A 20,375-nucleotide genomic window follows, 5' to 3' on the forward strand; every position below is an offset into this window, starting at 1 on the left:
CAACTTGGCGCGTTACCACCCATTTCCACACCATCTGCCTTAGCGTCAACGCTGTGACGCTGCAGGGGATTCGGCAAGGCGCAAGGGGAGCGGCTCTCGGTCTTCGCAGTCTGGTGCGCATCGGCGTGATAGCCGGACTGCTGGTCGCGGTGATGCTCTTCCCATTGGTGGCGCTCGGGGGTCTGACGGTCAAGTCCAGTGTGGACAACCTGGAGGACGTCTCCGAGGCGCTGGCGATGGACCCGCCGCCGCAGACGACGTACGTGTACGCCAACGACGGCAAAACGCTGCTCAGCATGTTCTACGACGAGTTCCGCCGCTACGTCCCGCTGTCGGACATCGCGCCGGTCATGCAGCAGGCGATCGTCTCCAGCGAGGACTCCCGCTTCTGGGACCACAACGGGGTCGACCTCAAGGGCATCGTCCGCGCCATGACGGCCAACCACAGCGCCGGCGAGGTCTCGCAGGGCGCCTCGACGCTCACGATGCAGTACGTCCGCGGCGCGCTCAAGCAGAGCGCCAAGACCGCCGAGGAGGTCTTCGCCGCCACCGACCGCACCAGCGAGCGCAAGATCCGCGAGATGCGGCTGGCCGTGCAGATCGAGGAGGAGCTGTCCAAGGAGCAGATCCTGGAGCGCTACCTCAACCAGGTCTACTTCGGGCACAACGCCTACGGCATCTACGCCGCCGCCTACATCTACTACTCGAAGTCGCCGCGCGACCTGACGCTCCCCGAGGCGGCCATGCTCGCCGGGCTGGTCCAGGCGCCGTCCTCGTACGACCCGGCGGCCACCGACAAGAAGGCGGCGACCGACCGGCGCAACTACGTCATCGACCAGATGGTCCGGCTCACCTACGTCCCGGCCGCCGAGGCCGAGGTCATCAAGGCCGAGAAGATCAGGCTGAAGCTGCGCAACCCGGTCAACTCCTGCATGATCCCCGCGAAGAAGGACCTGGGCTACGGCTTCTTCTGCGACTACGTCCGCCACTGGTGGCGCGGGGAGAAGGCCTTCGGGGCGACCCCGCGCGAGCGGGAGTCGAACCTGCGCCAGGGCGGCTACACGGTCATCACGTCCCTCGACCCGGACACGCAGAAGGCCGCGCAGCTCAAGATCGACGCGTCGGAGAAGAAGACGAGCAAGTTCGCCATCGGCGTCACCTCGGTCGAGCCGGGCACCGGCAGGGTGACCGCGATGGCCACCAACCGCCTCTTCAGCCTCGACCAGAGCAAGAACCTCGACCACTCGAACCCGGTCGCCCGCGCCGACGGCGTCAAGGGCAACTACCCCAGCACCGTCAACCCGCTCATGGGCGGCGGCGAACTCTCCGGGTACCAGGCCGGCTCGACCTTCAAGATCTTCACCATGCTGGCCGCGCTGGAGTCGGGCATGGGCCTCAATCACACGATCCAGTCGCCGGGCCGGGTCGTGACCAAGTACCCGGTCGCCTCCGGTCCCGCCTCCTGCGGCGGGCTGTGGTGCCCGTCGAACGCCAGCGGCGGCATGGCCGGCTCGCGCACGATGTGGTCGGGCTTCGGGATGTCGGTCAACACCTACTTCGCGCAGCTGATCCAGCAGGTCGGCGCGGACAAGGCCGTGAAGATGGCCGAGCGCCTGGGCCTGCGCTGGCGCAGCTCCACCGACAAGTACTTCGCCGACCCGGCGCGCTCCTCGGGCTGGGGCTCGTTCACCCTCGGCGTCGCCGACACGACGCCGCTGGAGATGGCCAACGCCTACGCGACCCTCGCGGCCGACGGCATGTACTGCAAGACCACGCCGATCCTGAAGATCATCGACTCGCGCGGCCAGGAGCTCGACGCGGCGGCGCCGCAGTGCCACCGCGAGCTCGACAAACAGGTCGCCCGCGCCGCGACCGACGCCGCCCGCTGCGTCACCGGCTACAAGTCCTCCCGGGGCAGCTGCGGCCCGTGGAGCACGGCGCCGAGCGTGTACCCGAAGGTCGGCTCACCCGTGGCGGGCAAGACCGGTACGACCGACCAGACGCGCGCGGCCTGGTTCGTGGGCTTCACGCCCTACCTGGCAGCCGCCAGCTTCATCGCCGACCCGGACAACCCCTTCAACGCGGTGGGGGACGGGAACTCGATGAAGCCGATCGACACGGCCTCGGCGGTGCTCAAACAGAACGCCGACGAGAGACCGAAGAAGGACTTCAAGCCACCCGGCGACAAGATATCCAGCCGAGGTTTACGGCAGTGACATGACGGCGGGCCGCGACGCGAGTCGCGGCCCGCCGCACGCTCGCCACCCCTCCCAATGCCTGGACCGGCCCCTCGCCACCGGGCAAGCCCCAAGATCTCGGACTACGCTCGGGAACCGTGAGCCTCTACCCACTCGGCCTCCGCCTCGCCGGCCGCCGGGTCCTCGTCGTCGGGGGAGGCGTGCTGGCCACCCGGCGCGTCCCCGCCCTCATGGCGGCCGGCGCGCACGTCGACGTCGTGTCGCCGGTCGTGACCCCCGCGCTCCAGGACCTCGCCGACAAGGGCCGCATCGGCTGGCACGGCCGGCCCTTCGAGCCCTCCGACGTCGACGAGGCCTGGCTGGTCCTCGCCGCGACGAACGAGCAGGCCGTCAACGCGCAGATTTCGGCCCGCTGCGAAGCCCAGCGCGTCTTCTGCGTCCGCGCCGACGACGCCGAGGCCGCCACCGCCTGGACGCCCGCCGTCGCCCGCCACGGCGAGGTCACCGTCGCCGCGTTCGGCGGCGGCGACCCCCGCCGCGCCGCACGCCTGCGCGACGAGATCGGCGAACGCCTCGCCGACGGCTCCCTCACCGGCAAGTCCTTCCGCGACGCCCCGAAACAGGGCCGCGTCACGCTCGTCGGCGCAGGGCCCGGCGACCCCGAGCTCATCACCGTCCGGGGGCGCCGCGCGCTCGCCGTCGCCGACGTGGTCGTCGTCGACCGCCTCGCGCCGCACCTCCTCCTCGACGAGTTGCGTCCCGAGGTCGAGATCTTCGACGCCGCGAAGATCCCCTACGGCCGCTACGCCGCCCAGGAGGAGATCAACGCGTTCATCGTCCAGCGCGCCAAGGCGGGCTGCGACGTCGTGCGGCTCAAGGGCGGCGACGCGTTCGTGTTCGGCCGCGGCGGCGAGGAGGTCGCCGCTTGCGTCGCCGAGGGCATCCCGGTCACCGTCGTGCCGGGAGTGACCAGCGCCATAGCCGCCCCTTCGGCGGCCGGAATCCCCGTGACGCACCGGGGAGTGGTCCACGACTTCACCGTGGTGTCCGGGCACGTCCCGCCGGGGCACCCCAAGTCGCTCGTCGAGTGGCCGGCGCTGGCCCGCATGAAGGGCACCCTCGTCCTGCTCATGGCCATCGAGAACCTCCCGGCGATCACGGCCGCGCTCATCGACGGCGGACGCGATCCGCACACCCCCGCGGCGGTCATCGCCGACGCGACGACATCGAGCCAGGAAGTCGTCCACGCGACGCTCGGCACACTCGGCGAACACGCCCTGCGACCGCCCGCCACCGTGGTGATCGGGCAGGTCACGGCACTCGCGGAAGAACTAAGGGGCACAGTTCGGTAAAGGTCGGGCTTTCCGGCAATCGGGGACTGGCGAGCCGTTGCCGGGCCCCAGTAGGCTGCGCGAGGTCTGTGTTGAGTACCTGCGGAGTCCTGGGGAGGACAGCCCACCATGCCAGGCGCAGCCGTTCGAAAGCTCAAGAGCAAAGGCGCGGTCATCAGCCTCGTCACCACCGTGGCGCTGATCGCCGCCATCGTCGCGACGCTGCTCGGCACCGGCTTCTTCAGCACCGCCGTGGCCACGCATGACGCCGCCGCCTGGCTGTGGACGGTCACCAGCGGTGAGATGGCGCATGTGAACGGTGACACCGGGCGGGTCGACATCCGCCACGAGCTCACCGACGCGCAGGGGCACGACGTCGAGATCGTCCAGACCGACGAGCAGATCCTGCTGCGCGACCTCGACACCGGCAAGATCAACGCCATCGACCCCGCGACGCTCCAGGTCACCGGCTCGGCCGAGACCCCGCCCGGCCAGGGCGTCAACGTCGCCCTGCACGACGGCAAGGCGTTCATCGTCGACTCCGTCCAGGGCATCGTCCGGCAGGTCGACGCGCGCACCCTCACCCCGATCGGCGAGCCGCTGCGCTTCGCGGCCGGCCTGACCGGCGGTGTCTTCGACAACGACGGCACGCTGTGGTTCGCGGTGCCCAAGGAGGGCACGCTCGTCGGCATCGCCCCCGGCGCCGACGGCAACGCCGCGACGGTCGCCAGCACCATCGGCGTCGCCGAGCCCAGCCACCAGCTCGTGCTGTCCGTCCTCCGTGAGGGCGTCGCGGTGCTCGACACCACCGGTGCGAAGCTGACGACCGTGTACGGCAGCGACGACGTCCGCAAGGTCGACGTGCCCCTCAACGGCATGGCGATCATGCCGATCAGCACCGACTCGACGATCGCGACCATCACCATCACCGACGGCCGCCGCGTATTCGCCGTCGACGGCACCAGCGTCAAGGACTACGCCGTTCCCGGTGAGGGCACCGAACTCGGCGCGGCCATGGAGTGGTGGGGTCGCATCTACGTCGCCGACAACGCCACCGACAAGGTCTACGTCTTCGACAAGGACGGCAAGGTCGTCGACGAGGTCGACATCCCCGCCGGTGACGGCCTGATCGAGATGGTGGCCCGCGACGGGCACCTGTTCATCAACGCGCCGTACACCAAGAACGCTCTCGTCGTCGACGAGAACCACAAGGTCAAGAAGGTCGACAAGGGCATCGGCGGCGTGCTCGGCGCCGACATCCCGCCCGAGGAGAAGGTCCAGGCCGACCCGCCCAAGCCCAAGGAGGGCCCGCCCGGAGCGCCGCGCAACATCCGCGCGACCCCCGGCGACGGCTCGGCGACCTTGAGCTGGGACGCCGCCCCGAACAACGGCGCCGCCATCACCAAGTACGTGGTGGAGGGCGCGCCGGAGAAGACCTACGAGGTCGCCGGGAACCAGCAGGTCCTCAAGATCACCGGCCTGGACAACGGCACCGAGTACAACCTCTCGGTCTACGCGGTGAACAAGAAGGGCGACGGCCCGAAGGGCTCGGCGAACCCGGTCGTGCCGACCGCAGAGGTCCCCGACGCGCCCGGCGCGCCCACCGGGACCGCCAACCCCGACGGCACCGTCACGATCCAGTGGCCTGCCGCCGACGGCCAGGGCAACACGATCGCCGGTTACAAGATCGACTCGGTCGGTGCGGCCGGCGCCTCGCAGCCCGTCGGCGAGGTCGGCGACGAGACCACGATGACGGTCCCGGCCGGTCAGCTCGCCTACGGCCAGCAGTTCGCGTTCACCGCGACCGCGATCGCCGAGAGCGGCGCGGCCTCCGAGCCCTCGCCCCCCAGCGCGACCGTCGTGCCGTTCACCAAGCCCGGCGAGCCGGACAACCTCCAGGCCAACACCGCTAACGCCAAGGGCGCGGTGCACGCGACCTGGACCGCCCCGATCGACAACGGCCGCCCGATCACGGGCTACAAGGTGACCGCCAACGGCCAGACGCAGACCGTCACCGGCACCGCGGCCGACATCGGCGGCATCGGCGACGGCGAGACCGTGCAGGTCGACGTCGTGGCGATCAACGAGGCCGGCGAGAGCGAGGTCGCCTCGACCACGGCCAAGGCGATGTCGAAGCCGACGGTCAGCATCGGCCAGCACAGCTCGACGACGAACGCGGTGACGGTCAACTTCAGCGCCAACGACGGCGGCGGCAACGCCACCTGCAAGCTCACCGTCGGCGGCAAATCCGTCGACGGCGGCTGCTCCTCGATCACCGTCGGCGGACTGTCGGCCTCCTCGAACTACGAGGCCGTGGTGACCGTGACCAACGCCGCCGGGCAGGCCACCGACAAGAAGAACATCGTCACCAACACGCTCTCCGGCGTCGTGCGCTGCATCAACGGCCAAAACGGTGAGACGGCCGTCTACTGCGACACCGGCATCGCCATTTACCCGCAGCCCAAGCAGAGCGGCACCCCGGACGGCCGGCTCATGAACGGCACCCGCAAGGAAGCCCTCTGCAAGGCCGATCAGGGCGACAAGGTCTTCGCCTCGCACTACAACAACAACAAGGAGAGCGCCTGGTTCGTCAAGATCAGTGGCGGGTCTTACATCCCCTGGGCTTGGTTCAACCTGGACTCGGGCGACAACCTTGACCTCCTGGCCCAGTGTTAGCAGGAGGCGACGTTGACCCATCCACTCTCCCCGCAGGAGGCGCAGTCCTTCGCCGATCTCTTCGACCGGCTCGCCGGCCAGATCGGGCAGATCGTGCTCGGCAAGCCCGAGGTCGTGCGCCTCGCCCTGGTGGCGCTGTTCGCCGAGGGGCACGTCCTCCTGGAGGACGTGCCCGGCACGGGTAAGACGACGCTCGCGCGGGCCATCGCGGCCAGCGTGCACGGCATCTGGCGCCGGGTGCAGTTCACGCCCGACCTGCTGCCCTCCGACGTGACCGGTGTGACGATCTTCAACCAGGCCAGCCGGGAGTTCGAGTTCCACCCTGGCCCGGTGTTCGCCAACATCGTCATCGCCGACGAGATCAACCGCGCCTCCCCGAAGACCCAGGCCTCGCTGCTGGAGGTCATGGAGGAGCGCAACGTGACCGTCGACGGCACGCGCCACCCGGTGCCGCAGCCGTTCCTGGTCGTCGCCACCCAGAACCCGGTGGAGATGGACGGCACCTACCGCCTTCCCGAGGCGCAGCTCGACCGCTTCCTCATGAAGCTGTCGGTCGGCTATCCCTCGGAGGACGTGGAGATCGAGGTCCTGCGCGGTGCGGCCCACCGCTCCCCGGAGGACCTGCGGCCGGTCGTGGACACCGAGACGGTGGCGCTGATGGCCCAGGAGGCGCGGCGGACCTACATCGCCGACCCGCTCTACACGTACCTGGTGCGACTGGCCGCCGCGACTCGCGAACTGCCGGAGGTGCGCGTCGGCGTGTCCCCGCGTGGGGTCATCGCGCTGTCGCGGGCCGCGCGCGTCTACGCGCTGTCGGCGGGCCGGACCTACGTGGTCCCCGAGGACGTCAAGGCGCTGCTCCGTCCCGTCTTCGGGCACCGGCTCGTGTTGGCTCCCGACGCCGCGATGCGCGGCGCCAACGCCGCCGACATCCTCGACCGCATCGCCGCCCAGGTCCCCGTCCCCGTTCCCGCCAACGCCTGAGGCGACCGACCATGGAGCGCCGCGCCATCACTCCTGCCCGTCCGCGATCACGTGAGGTGCGCCCGTGGTGACCTCACGCGGGTGGGGGATGGCCGTGGCGGGCGCGCTGCTGCTGTTCGCCGGCTTCTACTTCGGCTATCCCGAGCCGGCCACGATCGGCACGGCCGCCGCGACGTCGTTCCTGGTCGCGCTGCTGGTGGCGGGCTGGCGGCCGAAGCTGACCGTCACACGCTCCATCGAGCCCGAGCGGGTCGAGCGCGGTGAGACGTGCACGGTGACGCTGACCGTCCGCAACGAGGGAAAGCTGCGCGCGGTGAGCATGGTGGCCCACGACGTCTGCGACCGCATGCGCGTCCCGGTCCCGCTGCACCGCGTGCGGCCCCGTAAGGAGGCCGTCGTCGACTACCGCGTCCCGACCGAGCGCCGGGGAGTGCTGCGGCTCGGGCCGCTCACCGTCGGCCGCCGCGACCCGCTGGGGCTGGTGAAGCTGTCCCGCTCCTACGGGGACACCGGGACCGTGTGGGTCCACCCCGTCGTGCATCCGCTGTACACCTCCCCGCAGGGGGTCGCGCGCAGCATGGACGGGCAGGTCGACCGCATCGAGCACGGCAGCCTCACCTTCCACGCGCTGCGCGAGTACGTCGTCGGCGACGACCTGCGCCACGTCCACTGGCGCACCTCCGCGCGCATCGGCGACCTGATGATCCGCGAGCACATGGACACCTCGCTGCCGCACATCGTCGTGCTCCTCGACGACCGCGCCGAGTCCTATCGCCACGACGGCTTCGAGACCGCCTGCGAGGCCGCCGCCTCGGTCGTCGTCGCGGCCCTGCGTGAAGGACTGTCCGTTGCGATGGCACTGACCAGCGGCAAGACCGTCGTCACCGGCGGCCGCGACGACTACCTCGACGCGCTCTCCGAGGCCGAACTGACCCTCGACGAGGACGCCCTCAACGCCACCGTGAACCGCCTGCGGCACCAGCGGCTCGGCGACACGCTCATCTACCTGACCGGTTCCGGTCGTCCCTTGGAGACGCCCCAGCTGGCCTCGCTGCGCGGAGGGCATCCGGCGATCCTCGCCGCCGTCCTCGGGCCGGACAACCCCGGTCACGGCAGTGTCGGCGGCTTCCCGGTCCTGGGCGCCGCCGACGGCACCGAGTTCGCCGCCGCATGGCACGGAGCGGGCGCGTGGTGAGCCGGCTGCGGCTGCTGATCGTCCCGCTCAGCCTGATGGGGATGATCACGCTCGCGGGTGGGGCGCTGGGCCGCATCTACCTCAACGAGCTGCTGCTCTACCTCGTCGCCGGCGCCGCGTTCGTGTCCGTGGCGGTCGGGACGCTCCTGCGCAACCGCAGCCCCGTGTTCCTGCCGCCGCTGACGGTCGTGCTGCTGTTCGGGTACACGATCCTGTGCGTGCAGCTGACCGCCGGGCGCGCCACGATCAGCGGCACCTTCGCCGACATCTACGTCGACGCCGTCCGCAACAGCGTCCCGCGACTGCTCACCTCGATGATCCCCGTGGAGTCCCAGCCGGACACCGTCCTCGTGCCGGTGGTCGCGAGCTGGGCGGTCGGGCTGATCTCGACCGAACTGGCCGTCCGCTACCGGCGGGTGCTGCTGGGCTGCGTCGCGCCGATGATCCTGTACGGCGGTTCGCTCTACCTCGTCGGGCCCAACGCGTCCGGCCTCATCTGGTACGCGCTGCTGTTCGCCGCTCTGGCGGGGCTGGCGCTGGCGGTGTCGGCGATCGAACCGGCGCCCGAGGGCACGGTCGTCGCCGCGCAGGCGGGCACGGCCGGGCGCAGCGTGCGGTTGCGCGCCATCACGACCGGCGCGGCCGGGCTGGCGGTGCTCGTCGGGGCCGTCGCCGTGCTGGGGCCGGTCGCCGGTGGCGCGGTCAGCGGTTCGCCCAGCGACCCCCGGCAGTACGTCGTGCCGCCACAGCTCAACGACATCGACGCCAACCCGCTGATCCGCATGTCCGGCTGGGCGCAGAACCCCGACCAGCCGCTGCTGACGACGAACCTGTCGGTCGACTCGCGCCTGCGGCTGGCCGTGCTTCCCGACTACGACGGCATCACCTGGAAGGTCGGCGCGATCTACCGCGCGGCCGGGCGCGTGCTGGCGCCGCCGCCGAGCACGATCTCCCCGACGCAGGAGGTCACGCAGAAGATCACCATCGCCGAGCTGACCGGGCGCCTGGTGCCCTCGGTCGGCGACCCGGTCCTGGTCGAGGGCATGCGCGTCGCCTACGACCGTGAGACCGGCACGCTGATGAACCCGACCGGGCTCGTGCAGGGCGAGAGCTACACGGTGAAGTCGGCCGAACCTCAGATCCCCGTGAACCGCCTGACGACCGCCTCGACCGGCAGCGGCGAGCAGGTCGCGCGCTTTCTCGCGCTGCCTCCCGAGCTGCCCAAGGAGCTCGTCGACCTCGCCGCCTACCTCGATGACCAGGGCGGCGGTCCCTACCAGCGCGCGACGACCCTCGAACAGTTCCTGGCGTCGCACTACGCGTTCAAGGCCGACGCCAACAGCGGCCACTCGCTGCCCCAGCTCGGGTTCTTCCTCGGCGCGCCCCCGCGCGGCGGCGGGCAGCAGGGGACCTCCGAGCAGTTCGCGGCCGCGTTCGCCGTCATCGGCCGGATGCTGGACCTGCCGACGCGCATCGCCGTGGGCTTTCGCGCCTCGGCCGGCGAGTACACCGTCCGCGGCGCCGACGCCCTGGCCTGGCCCGAGGTCTGGTTCGAGGGAGCCGGCTGGGTGCCCTTCGACCCGATGCCGCAGCCCGACCAGAACATCACCCCGCCCGAGGACGAGATCAAGCCGCCGGAGGAGTCGAAGCCGCCGGAGTCCTCGGCGCCCCCGCAGGACTACGACGACCCCTCGGTCACGCCTCCCTCGGGCGACGACTCGGGCGTGCCCGGAGCGTCGGAGCCGACCCGGGAGGGCATTCCCGCCTGGGTCTTCGGCGCGGCCGGCGGCCTGCTCGTCGTCGTGCTGGTTCTGGTGACGGTGCTGGGGATGAAGAGAGCGAAGACCTCGAAACGCCTGTGGCAGGGCAGCGGCGCCTCGCGGGTGCGCGGGGCCTGGCAGGAGATCCACGACGCGTTGCGGCTGGCGGGCAAGCGACCGCCGCGGACCCTGACGGCGACAGAGGTGGCGGGCTTCGCCGTCGAGGCCCTCAAGGGCCGCGAGGGGCCGAGCATGGTGGCGCTGGTGACCGCGATCAACGAGGTCGCCTTCGCCGCCGACGCCGTGCGCGATGACGTCGCGGAGGCCGCCGTGCGGACCGCCGAGACCTATGTCGCGGCGCTGCGGGCGGCGAGGCCGTGGATCGGCCGCGTGCTGTGGACGGTGACGCCCAGGCCGCTGTTCTGGCGCGACGCGCCGCTGCCGAAGGCGCGCGGTTAGCCCACGTCCTCCAGGACGGCCGACAGCTCCTGCTCGGCCCACTCCTCCAGCACGCTGAACGCCGTGCCGCGTGAGGAAGCGGCGGGGGCGGGCGCCGACCCCGCGTATCCCGCCGCCACGAGCCGGGCGAGCAAGTCGGTGAACGCGGGATCGTCGTCGGCCAGAGCCACCGTCAGCCGCAGGATTCCCGCCCGGGGCGAGTCGCCCTCCGCGTCGGCCCACGCGCGGATCTCCGCGACGGGCGCCGTCTCGTCCGGGCACGCGGCGGCCAGCAGCGCCAGGCTGAAGCGGACGGCCTCGCATTCGTGATCCCACCGGTCGAACAGCGCCGGCGCGCAGGCCTCGACCGCCTCGCGGGCCGCGACCTCGCCGGCGTCCTCGTCGTGGGGGAGTCCCAGGGAATCGCGCCGGTCGGCGTCGGCGGCGGCGAGCCTGCACCCGACGGTGGCGGCGAGGAACAGGAAGTCGACGAGGATCGCCCGCAGTCCCGGGTGGACGTCGTCGCGGGCGGCCAGGGCCGCGAGGAGCGGCACCTCGGAGGCCGTGTGCGGATAGCAGGTGCCCTGGTGCATGAAAGCGTCGTAGAGTTCGAAGACCAGCTCGACGTCCGGGATCTCGGCGAAGCCGTCGGCCGCCTCGGACCGCCACCAGGAGTCTGCCGGAGCCGCGGCTCGCAGCGTTTCGAACAGCGGCGGATGGGCGGCGGTGCAAGGCGCGAGGGAGAGCGGGTCCAGCGGTTCGGGTGCCGGGACCGGCGTGGGCAAGCGCGCGATCCAGTGGTCTCTGAGGTCGTGGGCCTCGGCCGCGTCGAGGGCGTGCGCCACGTTGTCGGTGCCGAAAGTCTCCAGCGCGGTCGTCCGCTGGGAGACCATTCCGCCGCGGTGATAGCCACCGTGCTGCCGGGCGAGGGCGGCCACGGCGACGGACTCGTGTTCGGCCTGGGCCCACTCCCACTCGCTGTCGGCGGCGGGTTCGTCCACTAGGGACTCGACGAGATGGCGATCGTCCGTCGCCCGTACCCGCACGAAACGGTGCCCTCGCCTCGCCAGATCCGCCGCCAGCGCCCGCGCCGAGCCTTCATCGGGCACGTTCACCGTGTAGGTGTGGATCATCTCGCACAGGCGTCGCTCCGGCATCGCCCCAAGCTACCCTCACCTCCATGGCCCTCACCCACGCCGAACTCGCCGCCCTTCACGCCCGCGTGATGGAGACCGCCGTCGCCACCGTCCACAAGGTCCGGCCGGCGCACCTGGAAGCCGCGACCCCTTGCGCCGACTGGAATGTCGGCCAACTGCTGGCGCACATGATCGCCCAGAACGACGGTTTCGCGGCCGCCGCGCTCGGCGAGGTCAGCGACCGTTCCATGTGGACGCCCAGGCCCGTGCCGTCCGACGACGGCGCGGTCGGAAAGGCCTTCGAGGTCTCGGCGCGCTCGCTGCTGCGGGCGGTCGCCGAGGACGGATCCCTTGACCGTCCATGGGTCCTGCCGGACTTTCGGCCCGAACCCTTCCCGGGCTCGCAGGCGCTCGGCTTCCATTTGATCGACTATGTCGTGCACTCGTGGGATGTGGCGGTGTCCGTCGGTGAGCGCGTCGAGTTCGAGCCGGATGTGCTGGCGGCGGCGGAGGCCGTCGCGAAGGCGGTGCCCGACGGGTCGAACAGGCAGCGGACGGGCGCGGCGTTCAAGCCCGCGTTGTCACCCGGTGACGGCGGGACCTTCGACGACGTCCTGCGCTGGCTGGGCCGTGATCCGGGCTGGGGTCAGCGGGACGTGCAGATCTGATTCGACTTCGGGACCTTCTCGATCGAGTAGAGGGCGCCGACGCTGAAGCAGTAGTTCTGCTCGGGGTTGAGGCCGCTGATCGTGGCGGTGGTGGTACCCGGCTCGATGGTCTGCATGACCTCGACCTGGGCGCCCTTGCGTCCGCCGAACACGATGAAGGAGAGACTTCCCGCCGAGGGATCCGTCCACTCCAGACGGACGCCGTTCTCGTCGTCGGACACGATCTTGAGTCCGGTGGGCGGGTTCTCGGCGGTCACGTCGGTGGTGCCGTCGACCTGCTCGGGGCCGTTGTCCTTGTCGGCAGCGGGGAGCACGAAGCCGATCACGACGATGAGGATCGCCACGACCAGTAGGCCCGCGCCGCCGCCGAGGATCAGCGGCAGGCGGCTCTTGCCGCCGGGCTGTTGCGGTGGTCGGGGCGCGTACTGGGGCTGGTGCGGTGGCGCCGAGACGGGCGGGGCGGATACGGCGAAGGGGTTGTTCGGCGGCGCCGAGACCGGTGGCGTGTAGGGCTGCGCCGACACCGGCTGTGCCTGCGGGATGCGCAGCGGCACGGTCTCGGCGGTCGACGGCGAAGGCGGTGGCGTGTACGCCTGCGGCTGGTATTGCGGCGGCGGGGTGTACGCCGCCGGCGACGCGAAGGGGTCGGTGGCGCGGGTAGGCGGCGGGGGTGCCGGGGGCGTCATCGGTGCCGGCGATGACATCACCCCCGCCGCGGTCGCACCCGAAGGGGGGAAGGCGAAGGTGGTCAGTTCGTCGGAGGGGTCCGGCATCGGGGGCTGGACGGTGGCCGAACCGACCGAGGCGGAGGTGATGGCGCCGTAGGAATGGCGGCGCAGTTCCTCGGCGAAGGCGTAGGCGCTCTGGTGGCGGGCGGCGGGGTCCTTGGCGAGGGCGCGGGCGAGTTCGCGCTGGAGCCAGTCGGGGACGTCCGGGCGGGGCACGGAGGGGGCCAGGGAGTACTCGACGCGCTGGCGGAACTCGTCGGGGTCGGTGCGGCCGGCCGGTGAGGAGAAGGGGCCGCGGCCGACCAGCAGGTGCCACATGGTCGAGGCGAGGCTGTAGACGTCGCTGGCGGGGGACTGCTCGTCGCGGCGGAGCGCCTCGGGCGCCGAGTGCAGCGGGGTGAGCTTGTCGATGGTGCCGGTGGCGGCGAGTTCGTCGGCGGCGCGGGCGATGCCGAAGTCGGCGAGGGCTGGGCCGAACTTGGTGCGCAGGATGTTCTGCGGTTTGACGTCGCGGTGCAGGATCGACACGGTGTGGGCGGCGTGCAGGGCTTCGCCGATCTTGACGCCGACCTCGACGACGTCGCTGACGGGCAGCGGGCCGTTCTGCTTGAGGATCTGCGAGTAGGAGCCGCCTTCGCAGTACTCCATGACGATGTAGGGCTGGCCCTGACCGGAGGTGCCGGTGTCGATGATGGAGACGATGTGCGGGTGCGCGGAGAGGGCGACGGTCGTCTCGAGTTCCTTGGCGACCGAGGCCTGCGTGGTCATGACCTCGTCGACGCTGAGGACCTTGATGGCCACGTCGCGGTCGAGGCGTTCCTGGCGGGCGCGGAAGACCAGGGCCGTGCTGCCGTGCGCGATCAACTGCAGGTCTCGGTAGCCGGATATGTCCGGACCGGCTGACAGGTTATGGCTCAAGTGACGTACTCCTTCGCGCCCTGGGCAGGCTACCGCACGAGTCAAGGTGGAGACGAATTCGCATGTCTCGATCCAGAGGGGAAATGTCGGGTTCGTTGCGGCCGGTTGGGCGTACGCGCCCCGAACGCCTAGGTTCGCTCCATGACAGCACCTCAGCCGCCGTGGGTGGCTCCATTCGTCCTCGACAGTCCCGACGTGCCGCGTGAACGGCACGGACACTGGGACCTCTGTCTTCCCGACGCCGACGGTCCCCGGCCGCTGGTCGTCTTCGTGCACGGCGGCCCGGTGAACCCCTCCTGGCCGGCGTCCCCGCGTGACTGGCACGTCTACCGGGGCTACGGCGCCCAGGCCGCCGCGCGCGGGTTCACCGCCGCGGTCGTCGACCACCGCCTGTACGGCGTCGAGGCCTACCCGCAGGCGTACGAGGACGTGCTGGAGGCCGTCGAGGGCGCCCGTGCCGACGAGCGCGTCGACGCCGGCAGTGTCGCGGTGTGGGTGTTCTCCGGCGGGGGGCCGATGCTGGCGCCGCTGCTGCGCGAGCGGCCCGGCTGGCTGAAGGCGCTCGGCGCGACCTACCCGGCGCTCGACGCCTTCACCGACGCCGAGTTGCCGCAGGGCTTCCGGCCCCTCGAACTCGTGCCCGAGGGCACCCCGATCCCGCTGGTGTTCACCCGGGTCGGCCTCGAACACGACTTCCTCGCCGCCGCGCAGCCGAAGTTCGTCGAACTGATGTCCGGTGGACCGGTCGAGGTCGAGGTCGTCGAGGTCCCGAACGGCGTGCACGGCTTCGACCACACCGACTACACCGCCGAGTCCCGCGAGGCCGTCGAGCTGGCGCTGACGAAGGTCCTCGGCCACCTGGCCTGACCTCCCCGCACGCGCGCCGCCCCGCGCGTGCCCGGCGTGGTCCACGCCCGGAGTGTTGCCGCACAACGGGATCACGCCGACGGGTTCGCACGGTCGACACAGGACCGTCCACATGCGGCCGCGCCTGGACTTCAGGCCCTCTTTTCGGCGGCCTTCCGCTCGATGTCGTCGGCGACGTAGGTCGCCCAGTCCCGCAGCGCCGTCATGTTCAGCACGCCCAGCGTCGCCTGGTAGCGGTTGAGGTCGGAGTCCATCGACTCCGCGAGCGACTTGAGCCGGTTGACCCGGACCTGGTAGACGGCCGCCTCCGCGCGCAGCAGCGGCAGCGACTCCTCCGGGTCCAGCAGCGGGAGCATGAACAGCCGCAGGCACGCCTCGCTGCGCACGTCCCGGTTCGGGTCGGTCTCGATCAGCCAGCGCCGCAGCTCTCCCCGCCCGCCGTCGGTGATCTCGTAGGTGCGCTTGTTGCGCGCCCCGGACTCTTCCACGGCGGTGACGGCGCCGTCGGCCTCCATCTTGCGCAGCTCGGGGTAGATCTGGCTGTGCTTGGCGCTCCAGACGTTGCTGGTGGACAGGCCGAAATGCTTGGTGAGGTCGTAGCCGCTGGAGGGCCCGGCCTCCACCAGGAGGCCGAGCAGGGCGATGCGCAGGGACATGGGGGCAGTCTACGGCAACTTTGACATGTTGAAGTTGACAGGTCTGGATTCATATGTAAGTTTTTACATGTCAACCTGAGTCATCCCTTGGAGAGCCCCGTGTCAACCCAGACGTCCACCCCGGCGCAGCCCGCTCCGTCCGCAGTGAAACCCTAGGTCAAAGGCCTCGGGCTACTCCTCATCGCCGTCTTCGGCGGCATGTTCCTCGCCCTCCTCGACACCACGATCGTCGGTACGGCCCTGCCGCGCATCGTCGGCGAACTCGGCGGAGTCTCCCTCTACACCTGGACCGTCACCGCCTACCTGCTGTCGTCGACGATCACCGTCCCCATCTACGGCCGCCTCTCCGACGCCTTCGGCCGCAAGCCCTTGCTGATCACCGGCCTGACGCTGTTCCTGATCGGCTCGGCGCTGTGCGCGCTCGCCCAGGACATGGGCTTCCTCATCGCCGCCCGCGCCGTCCAGGGCCTCGGCGCCGGCGCCCTCATCCCGCTCTCCCTGGCCCTGGCGTCCGACATCCTGCCGCCCGAACGCGTCGGGAAGATGCAGGGCGCGGTCGGCGCGCTCATGGGCGCCAGCATGATCGGCGGCCCCTACCTCGGCGGCGTCCTCACCGACAACGCCGGCTGGCACTGGATCTTCCTGATCAACCTCCCCCTCGGCGCGCTCATCCTCGCCGTGATGCTCTGGAAGCTCCCGCGTCCCGTCCGCGACCGCTCGGTCCGCGTTCGCATCGACTACGCCGGGATCGCCGTGTTCACCGTCGCCGTCAGCTCCCTGCTGATCGGCCTCACCCAGAAGAGCTCCACCGAGAGCGGCGGCACCGGCCTGCGCGAGTGGACCGACCTCCAGGTCGCCGGACCGTTGGCGCTGTCGGCGGTGCTCCTGGTCGCCTTCGTGCTCATCGAGCGCAAGGTCGCCGAACCGCTCATCCCGCTGGGGCTGTTTCGCGACCGGGCCTACACGACCTTCAACCTCGCCTCGTTCTTCAGCGCCTTCGCCCTGATGACCGCCACGGTCTTCCTGCCCCGCTTCTTCCAGGGCGCGCACGGTGTCAGCGCCACCGAATCCGGCCTGCGAATCTACCCCATGATGATCGGCATGACCCTCGGCAGCATGCTCGCCGGGATGCTCATCAGTCGCACCCGCAGCTACCGCGGCCTGCTCCTCGGCGCCGCCGTGTCGATGATCGCCGGCACCGTCCTCTTCGGACAGTTGACCGCCGCCAGCCCCTCCTGGCAGATCGCGGTGTGGATGGGACTTCTCGGCCTCGGCGTCGGCCCCATGCTGTCCGGCCTGACCATCGCCGTGCAGGGAACCGTCGCACCCCGCCACATCGGCATCGCCACCGGCAAACTGTCCTTCTTCCGCCAGATCGGCGGCTCGGTCGCGCTCGCCGTCGCCGGCACCATGTTCACCCAGGAGATGGTCGACAAGACACCCGTCGACGGCCTCGCCGAAGCCACCTCGTCGGCGACCGGCACCATCCTCATGTGGGTCGGCGCCACGGGCGCCGTCATCACCCTGCTCGCACTGCTGGCCGCGCCCGCCCGCAAACTCGCGCTGCGACGCTGAACCCGGCCGTCCCCGGTGCCCACGCGGGCGACCGGGGACGGCCGGGTTCGCAGATTCGTAGATTTCCTTCTTCCCTGACCGACCCAATGTAGATAAAGTGCGGCCATGGCCCAACCTTTAACGAACAGGGGAACCATGAGCGTCCTCCGCAGACCTACCGGCAGGCGCGGGCTCGCCGCGGCCACCACCGCCGCCGTGCTGCTCGCCACCGGAATCGCGGCCCTCGCCCCGGCCGCACCCGCACTCGCCGACCCGGTCTCCGACCGGCAGGCCCAGTACACCGCCGCGGCCACCGAGTTCGGCGTTCCCGAGAGCATCCTGCTCGGAGTGTCCTATCTGGAGTCCCGCTGGCTCGACCACGCCGGGGACCCCAGCACCGGCGCCGGATTCGGCCCCATGCACCTCACCGACGCGACGGCCGTCGCGGCTGAGGACGGCACCCACCACGACGAGGGCACCGAGGACCCGCGCGGCGACGACAGCCGCCCCGCGCCCGAACTCGCCCCCATGCCCGACGCCCCCACCGAGGCCTCGCTCCAGACCCTCGACACGGCCGCGGCCCTCACCGGCGTCGACGAGACCACCCTGCGCACCGACCCGGCCCAGAACATCCGCGGTGGAGCCGCCCTGCTCGCCGAGCACCAGCGCGCGCTCAATGTGGACAGTGACGCGCCCGCCGACTGGTACGGCGCCGTCGCCCGGTACAGCGGCGCCTCCGACATCGGAACCGCCGCGCGCTTCGCCGACGACGTGTTCGCCACCATCCGCACCGGCGCCTCCGAGTCCACCGACGGCGGCGAGGTGAACCTGTCGGCGGACCCCGGCCTCCAGCCGTCGGCCGAACAGCTCGAAGCGCTCGGTCTGCGCGCCACCAAGGACGGCACCCGCACCGACTGCCCGCGCTCCCTGGGCTGCGAGTGGATCCCGGCGCCCTACGAGCAGTACGGCCCCGCGGTCGGGCAGTACGGCAACCACGACAAGGCCGACCGGCCCACCGACCTCGACATCCAGTACATCGTCATCCACGACATCGAGGGCTACTACCACACGGCCATCGACATGGTCCAGGATCCGACCTACGTGTCCTGGCAGTACACGATGCGCTCCACCGACGGGCACACCGCCCAGCACGTGAAGCCCGAGGACGTCGCCTGGCAGGCCGGCAACTGGTACATCAACTCGCACTCGATCGGCATCGAGCACGAGGGCTTCGCGGCCAACGGAGCCTGGTACACCGAGACCCTGTACCGCACCTCGGCGCGTCTGGTCGGCTACCTCGCCGACCGCTACGACATCCCGCTGGACCGCGCGCACATCATCGGCCACGACAACGTCCCCGGCATCAGCCCCGCCAAGATCCCCGGCATGCACTGGGACCCGGGCCCTTACTGGGACTGGTCGCACTACTTCGACCTGCTCGGCGCGCCCTTCCACTCCTTCGGCGGCAAGCACTCCGGCATGGTCACCATCAACCCCGACTTCCAGAGCAACCGGCCGGCCATGATCGGCTGCGACTCCAAGCAGCCCGCCCTGCCGTGCCCCGACCGCCCGTCGAGCACGGTGTTCCTCTACAGCGAGCCGAGCTTCGACGCGCCGCTGCTCTACGACGTCGGCATGCGGCCCAACGGCAGCCGCGCCACCCGGCAGGTCAGCGACCACGGCAGTCGCGTCTCCACCGGGCAGCGCTACGCCGTCGCGGACAGGCAGGGCGACTGGCTGGCCATCTGGTACCTCGGCCAGAAGGGCTGGATGTTCAACCCGGCCGACAACCCCGTCGCCACGCCCACCATCGGGTTGGTCGTGACGCCCAAGCACGGGCGCGTGAACGTGCTCACTCACGGTCGCGCACTGCCGGAGGAGGCCGCCTACGAAGGCACCGGCGCCACCTACCAGCCGCTCACACCGCTGCCCTACGTGCTGAACGTGGGCGAGCGCTACAGCCTCGGCGACTTCTCGCCCCAGACCGAGTACTACTGGGCGAAGACGCTGGAGGGTCCGAACATCGTCGTCAACGGTGACACCAGGTACTACCAGATTCAGCTGGGCCACCGGATCATGTACGTGAAGGCCGACGACGTCTACGTCGTCCCGTCCTTCCTAGGGGCGCCCTGACGCCTCTGACCTCGAACGCCCGGGGTCCGCGCTCGTGCCGGGAGCGCGGACCCTCGGGTCCCCTACAGGGTGGGGCCCTGACTTAAGTAAGGGGTGAAATCCTCCATCGGGCCCATGTGCCGGCTTGCGCGCCCGGCCTACCGTATGGAGGACGCGAACCCGACGGATTGGCCGGACTCGATGACCCAGAACATCATGAACTTCATGGAGCAGCTGATGAGCTCTCCATGGATCTACCTGGGGATCTTCCTGATCGCCCTGCTCGACGGCTTCTTCCCGGTCGTGCCCGCCGAGACGGCGGTGATCACGGCCGGTGTGTACGCCTCGACGACCGGTGAGCCGATCCTGTGGCTGGCCATCGTCGTCGCCGCGGCCGGAGCCTTCGCCGGTGACCACATCTCGTACTTCATCGGCCGGACCGCCGGGGGCGGCATCCGCCGCAAGATGAAGCCGGGGTCGAAGAAGGCGAAACTCTTCGACTGGGCCGAGAACGCCCTCGCCGAACGCGGGGGACTGGTGCTGATCATCGCCCGATACATTCCGGGCGGCCGCACCGCCACGACGCTGATCACGGGGTCGGTCGGCTACCCGCTGCGCAGGTTCGCGTTCTTCGACTCGATCGCGGCTATTTCGTGGGGGCTCTACTCGGCCGGGATCGGATTCTTCGCCGGGCACGCCGTCGAGGGAGATCCGATCAAGGGGCTCCTGCTGGGCTTCGGGATCGCGGTGTCGATCACGGTGCTGCACGAGACGGTGTCGTTCCTGCGCAAGCGCGCCAAGCGGCGCCGCGAGGCGCTGCTCGGGGTCGAGTCCGCGGGGGCGGTTGCGGGGGCCGCCGGAGTGACGGCGGGGGCGGAGACGCTGGTGACCGAGGCGCTGGTGCCGGAGGTTCCGGCGACGGCGGCGATGGCCGACGCGAAGGCGGAGTAGGCGGGGGAAGCGGGGAAGGTGTTGTGGCCGGCGGGGGCGTGATGCTCCCGCCGGTTTTTTGGGCCTAGCTCGGGCCGGCCTGCTCGACCCCGTCCCGCGCTGCTTCGCCCCGCCCCGCCCCGCCCCGCCCAGCGCTGCTTCGCCCCGCCCCGCCCAGCGCTGCTTCGCTTGGCGACGCTTCGCTTGCCCCGCTGCCGCCTGCT

At 70.7% G+C, this 20,375-nt stretch carries 14 protein-coding genes; 11 read left to right on the top strand and 3 right to left on the bottom strand.

Going from position 1 to position 20,375, the window contains the following annotated elements; all coding sequences use genetic code 11:
- The first annotated feature begins 53 nt into the window (after positions 1 to 53).
- The 6 genes from AB0I28_RS09085 (at position 54) to AB0I28_RS09110 (ending at position 10,603) form a co-directional block, all read left to right on the top strand.
- On the top strand, positions 54 to 2,216 hold the full coding sequence (locus AB0I28_RS09085; protein ID WP_357491224.1) for a transglycosylase domain-containing protein: 2,163 nt from the start codon (positions 54 to 56) through the stop codon (positions 2,214 to 2,216).
- 119 nt (positions 2,217 to 2,335) lie between these two features.
- Positions 2,336 to 3,550, top strand: coding sequence for a uroporphyrinogen-III C-methyltransferase (gene cobA / locus AB0I28_RS09090; protein WP_357491226.1), 1,215 nt, complete (start codon positions 2,336 to 2,338; stop codon positions 3,548 to 3,550).
- 108 nt (positions 3,551 to 3,658) lie between these two features.
- Positions 3,659 to 6,205 (top strand): fibronectin type III domain-containing protein, encoded by a 2,547-nt coding sequence (locus AB0I28_RS09095; protein ID WP_357491228.1) that lies wholly within the window; start codon positions 3,659 to 3,661, stop codon positions 6,203 to 6,205.
- Positions 6,206 to 6,217: 12 nt separating this feature from the next.
- Entirely contained in the window at positions 6,218 to 7,189 is a 972-nt protein-coding gene (locus tag AB0I28_RS09100; RefSeq protein WP_357491230.1) for a MoxR family ATPase, read from the top strand.
- Between the two features lie 88 nt (positions 7,190 to 7,277).
- Complete coding sequence (locus AB0I28_RS09105) at positions 7,278 to 8,384, top strand: DUF58 domain-containing protein (RefSeq protein WP_357491957.1); 1,107 nt, start codon at positions 7,278 to 7,280, stop codon at positions 8,382 to 8,384.
- Positions 8,378 to 10,603: a transglutaminaseTgpA domain-containing protein gene (locus tag AB0I28_RS09110; RefSeq protein WP_357491232.1), complete on the top strand. Its 2,226-nt coding sequence runs from the start codon at positions 8,378 to 8,380 to the stop codon at positions 10,601 to 10,603. Before AB0I28_RS09105 ends, AB0I28_RS09110 begins: the two co-directional genes overlap by 7 nt.
- Here the strand turns inward: AB0I28_RS09110 and AB0I28_RS09115 are convergent.
- Entirely contained in the window at positions 10,600 to 11,739 is a 1,140-nt protein-coding gene (locus AB0I28_RS09115) for a hypothetical protein (protein WP_357491234.1), read from the bottom strand. The two genes, AB0I28_RS09110 and AB0I28_RS09115, sit on opposite strands and share 4 nt — an antisense overlap.
- 23 nt (positions 11,740 to 11,762) lie before the next feature.
- Between AB0I28_RS09115 and AB0I28_RS09120 the strand changes: the two genes are divergently transcribed.
- A complete protein-coding gene (locus tag AB0I28_RS09120) occupies positions 11,763 to 12,386 on the top strand; it encodes a TIGR03086 family metal-binding protein (RefSeq protein ID WP_357491236.1) in 624 nt (207 codons plus the stop codon).
- Here AB0I28_RS09120 and AB0I28_RS09125 read toward each other — a convergent pair.
- On the bottom strand, positions 12,365 to 14,032 hold the full coding sequence (locus AB0I28_RS09125) for a protein kinase (protein WP_357491238.1): 1,668 nt from the start codon (positions 14,030 to 14,032) through the stop codon (positions 12,365 to 12,367). The two genes, AB0I28_RS09120 and AB0I28_RS09125, sit on opposite strands and share 22 nt — an antisense overlap.
- 141 nt (positions 14,033 to 14,173) lie before the next feature.
- Between AB0I28_RS09125 and AB0I28_RS09130 the strand changes: the two genes are divergently transcribed.
- Positions 14,174 to 14,899, top strand: coding sequence for an alpha/beta hydrolase (locus AB0I28_RS09130; RefSeq protein WP_357491240.1), 726 nt, complete (start codon positions 14,174 to 14,176; stop codon positions 14,897 to 14,899).
- Positions 14,900 to 15,030: 131 nt separating this feature from the next.
- On the opposite strand, the gene AB0I28_RS09135 is transcribed toward AB0I28_RS09130, so the two are convergent.
- Complete coding sequence (locus AB0I28_RS09135; protein WP_357491242.1) at positions 15,031 to 15,555, bottom strand: PadR family transcriptional regulator; 525 nt, start codon at positions 15,553 to 15,555, stop codon at positions 15,031 to 15,033.
- Positions 15,556 to 15,735: 180 nt separating this feature from the next.
- Between AB0I28_RS09135 and AB0I28_RS09140 the strand changes: the two genes are divergently transcribed.
- From AB0I28_RS09140 to AB0I28_RS09150, 3 genes are all read left to right on the top strand, one after another.
- Positions 15,736 to 17,130, top strand: coding sequence for an MDR family MFS transporter (locus AB0I28_RS09140; protein ID WP_357491959.1), 1,395 nt, complete (start codon positions 15,736 to 15,738; stop codon positions 17,128 to 17,130).
- A 105-nt stretch (positions 17,131 to 17,235) separates the two neighbouring features.
- Entirely contained in the window at positions 17,236 to 19,242 is a 2,007-nt protein-coding gene (locus AB0I28_RS09145) for an N-acetylmuramoyl-L-alanine amidase (protein ID WP_357491244.1), read from the top strand.
- Positions 19,243 to 19,422: 180 nt separating this feature from the next.
- Positions 19,423 to 20,172 carry a DedA family protein gene (locus AB0I28_RS09150; protein WP_357491246.1) on the top strand — a complete coding sequence of 250 codons (750 nt, stop codon included), beginning with the start codon at positions 19,423 to 19,425 and terminating at the stop codon, positions 20,170 to 20,172.
- Positions 20,173 to 20,375 lie beyond the last annotated feature (203 nt).

This window comes from Phytomonospora sp. NPDC050363 (genome assembly GCF_040655735.1).
Lineage (GTDB): Bacteria > Actinomycetota > Actinomycetes > Mycobacteriales > Micromonosporaceae > Phytomonospora.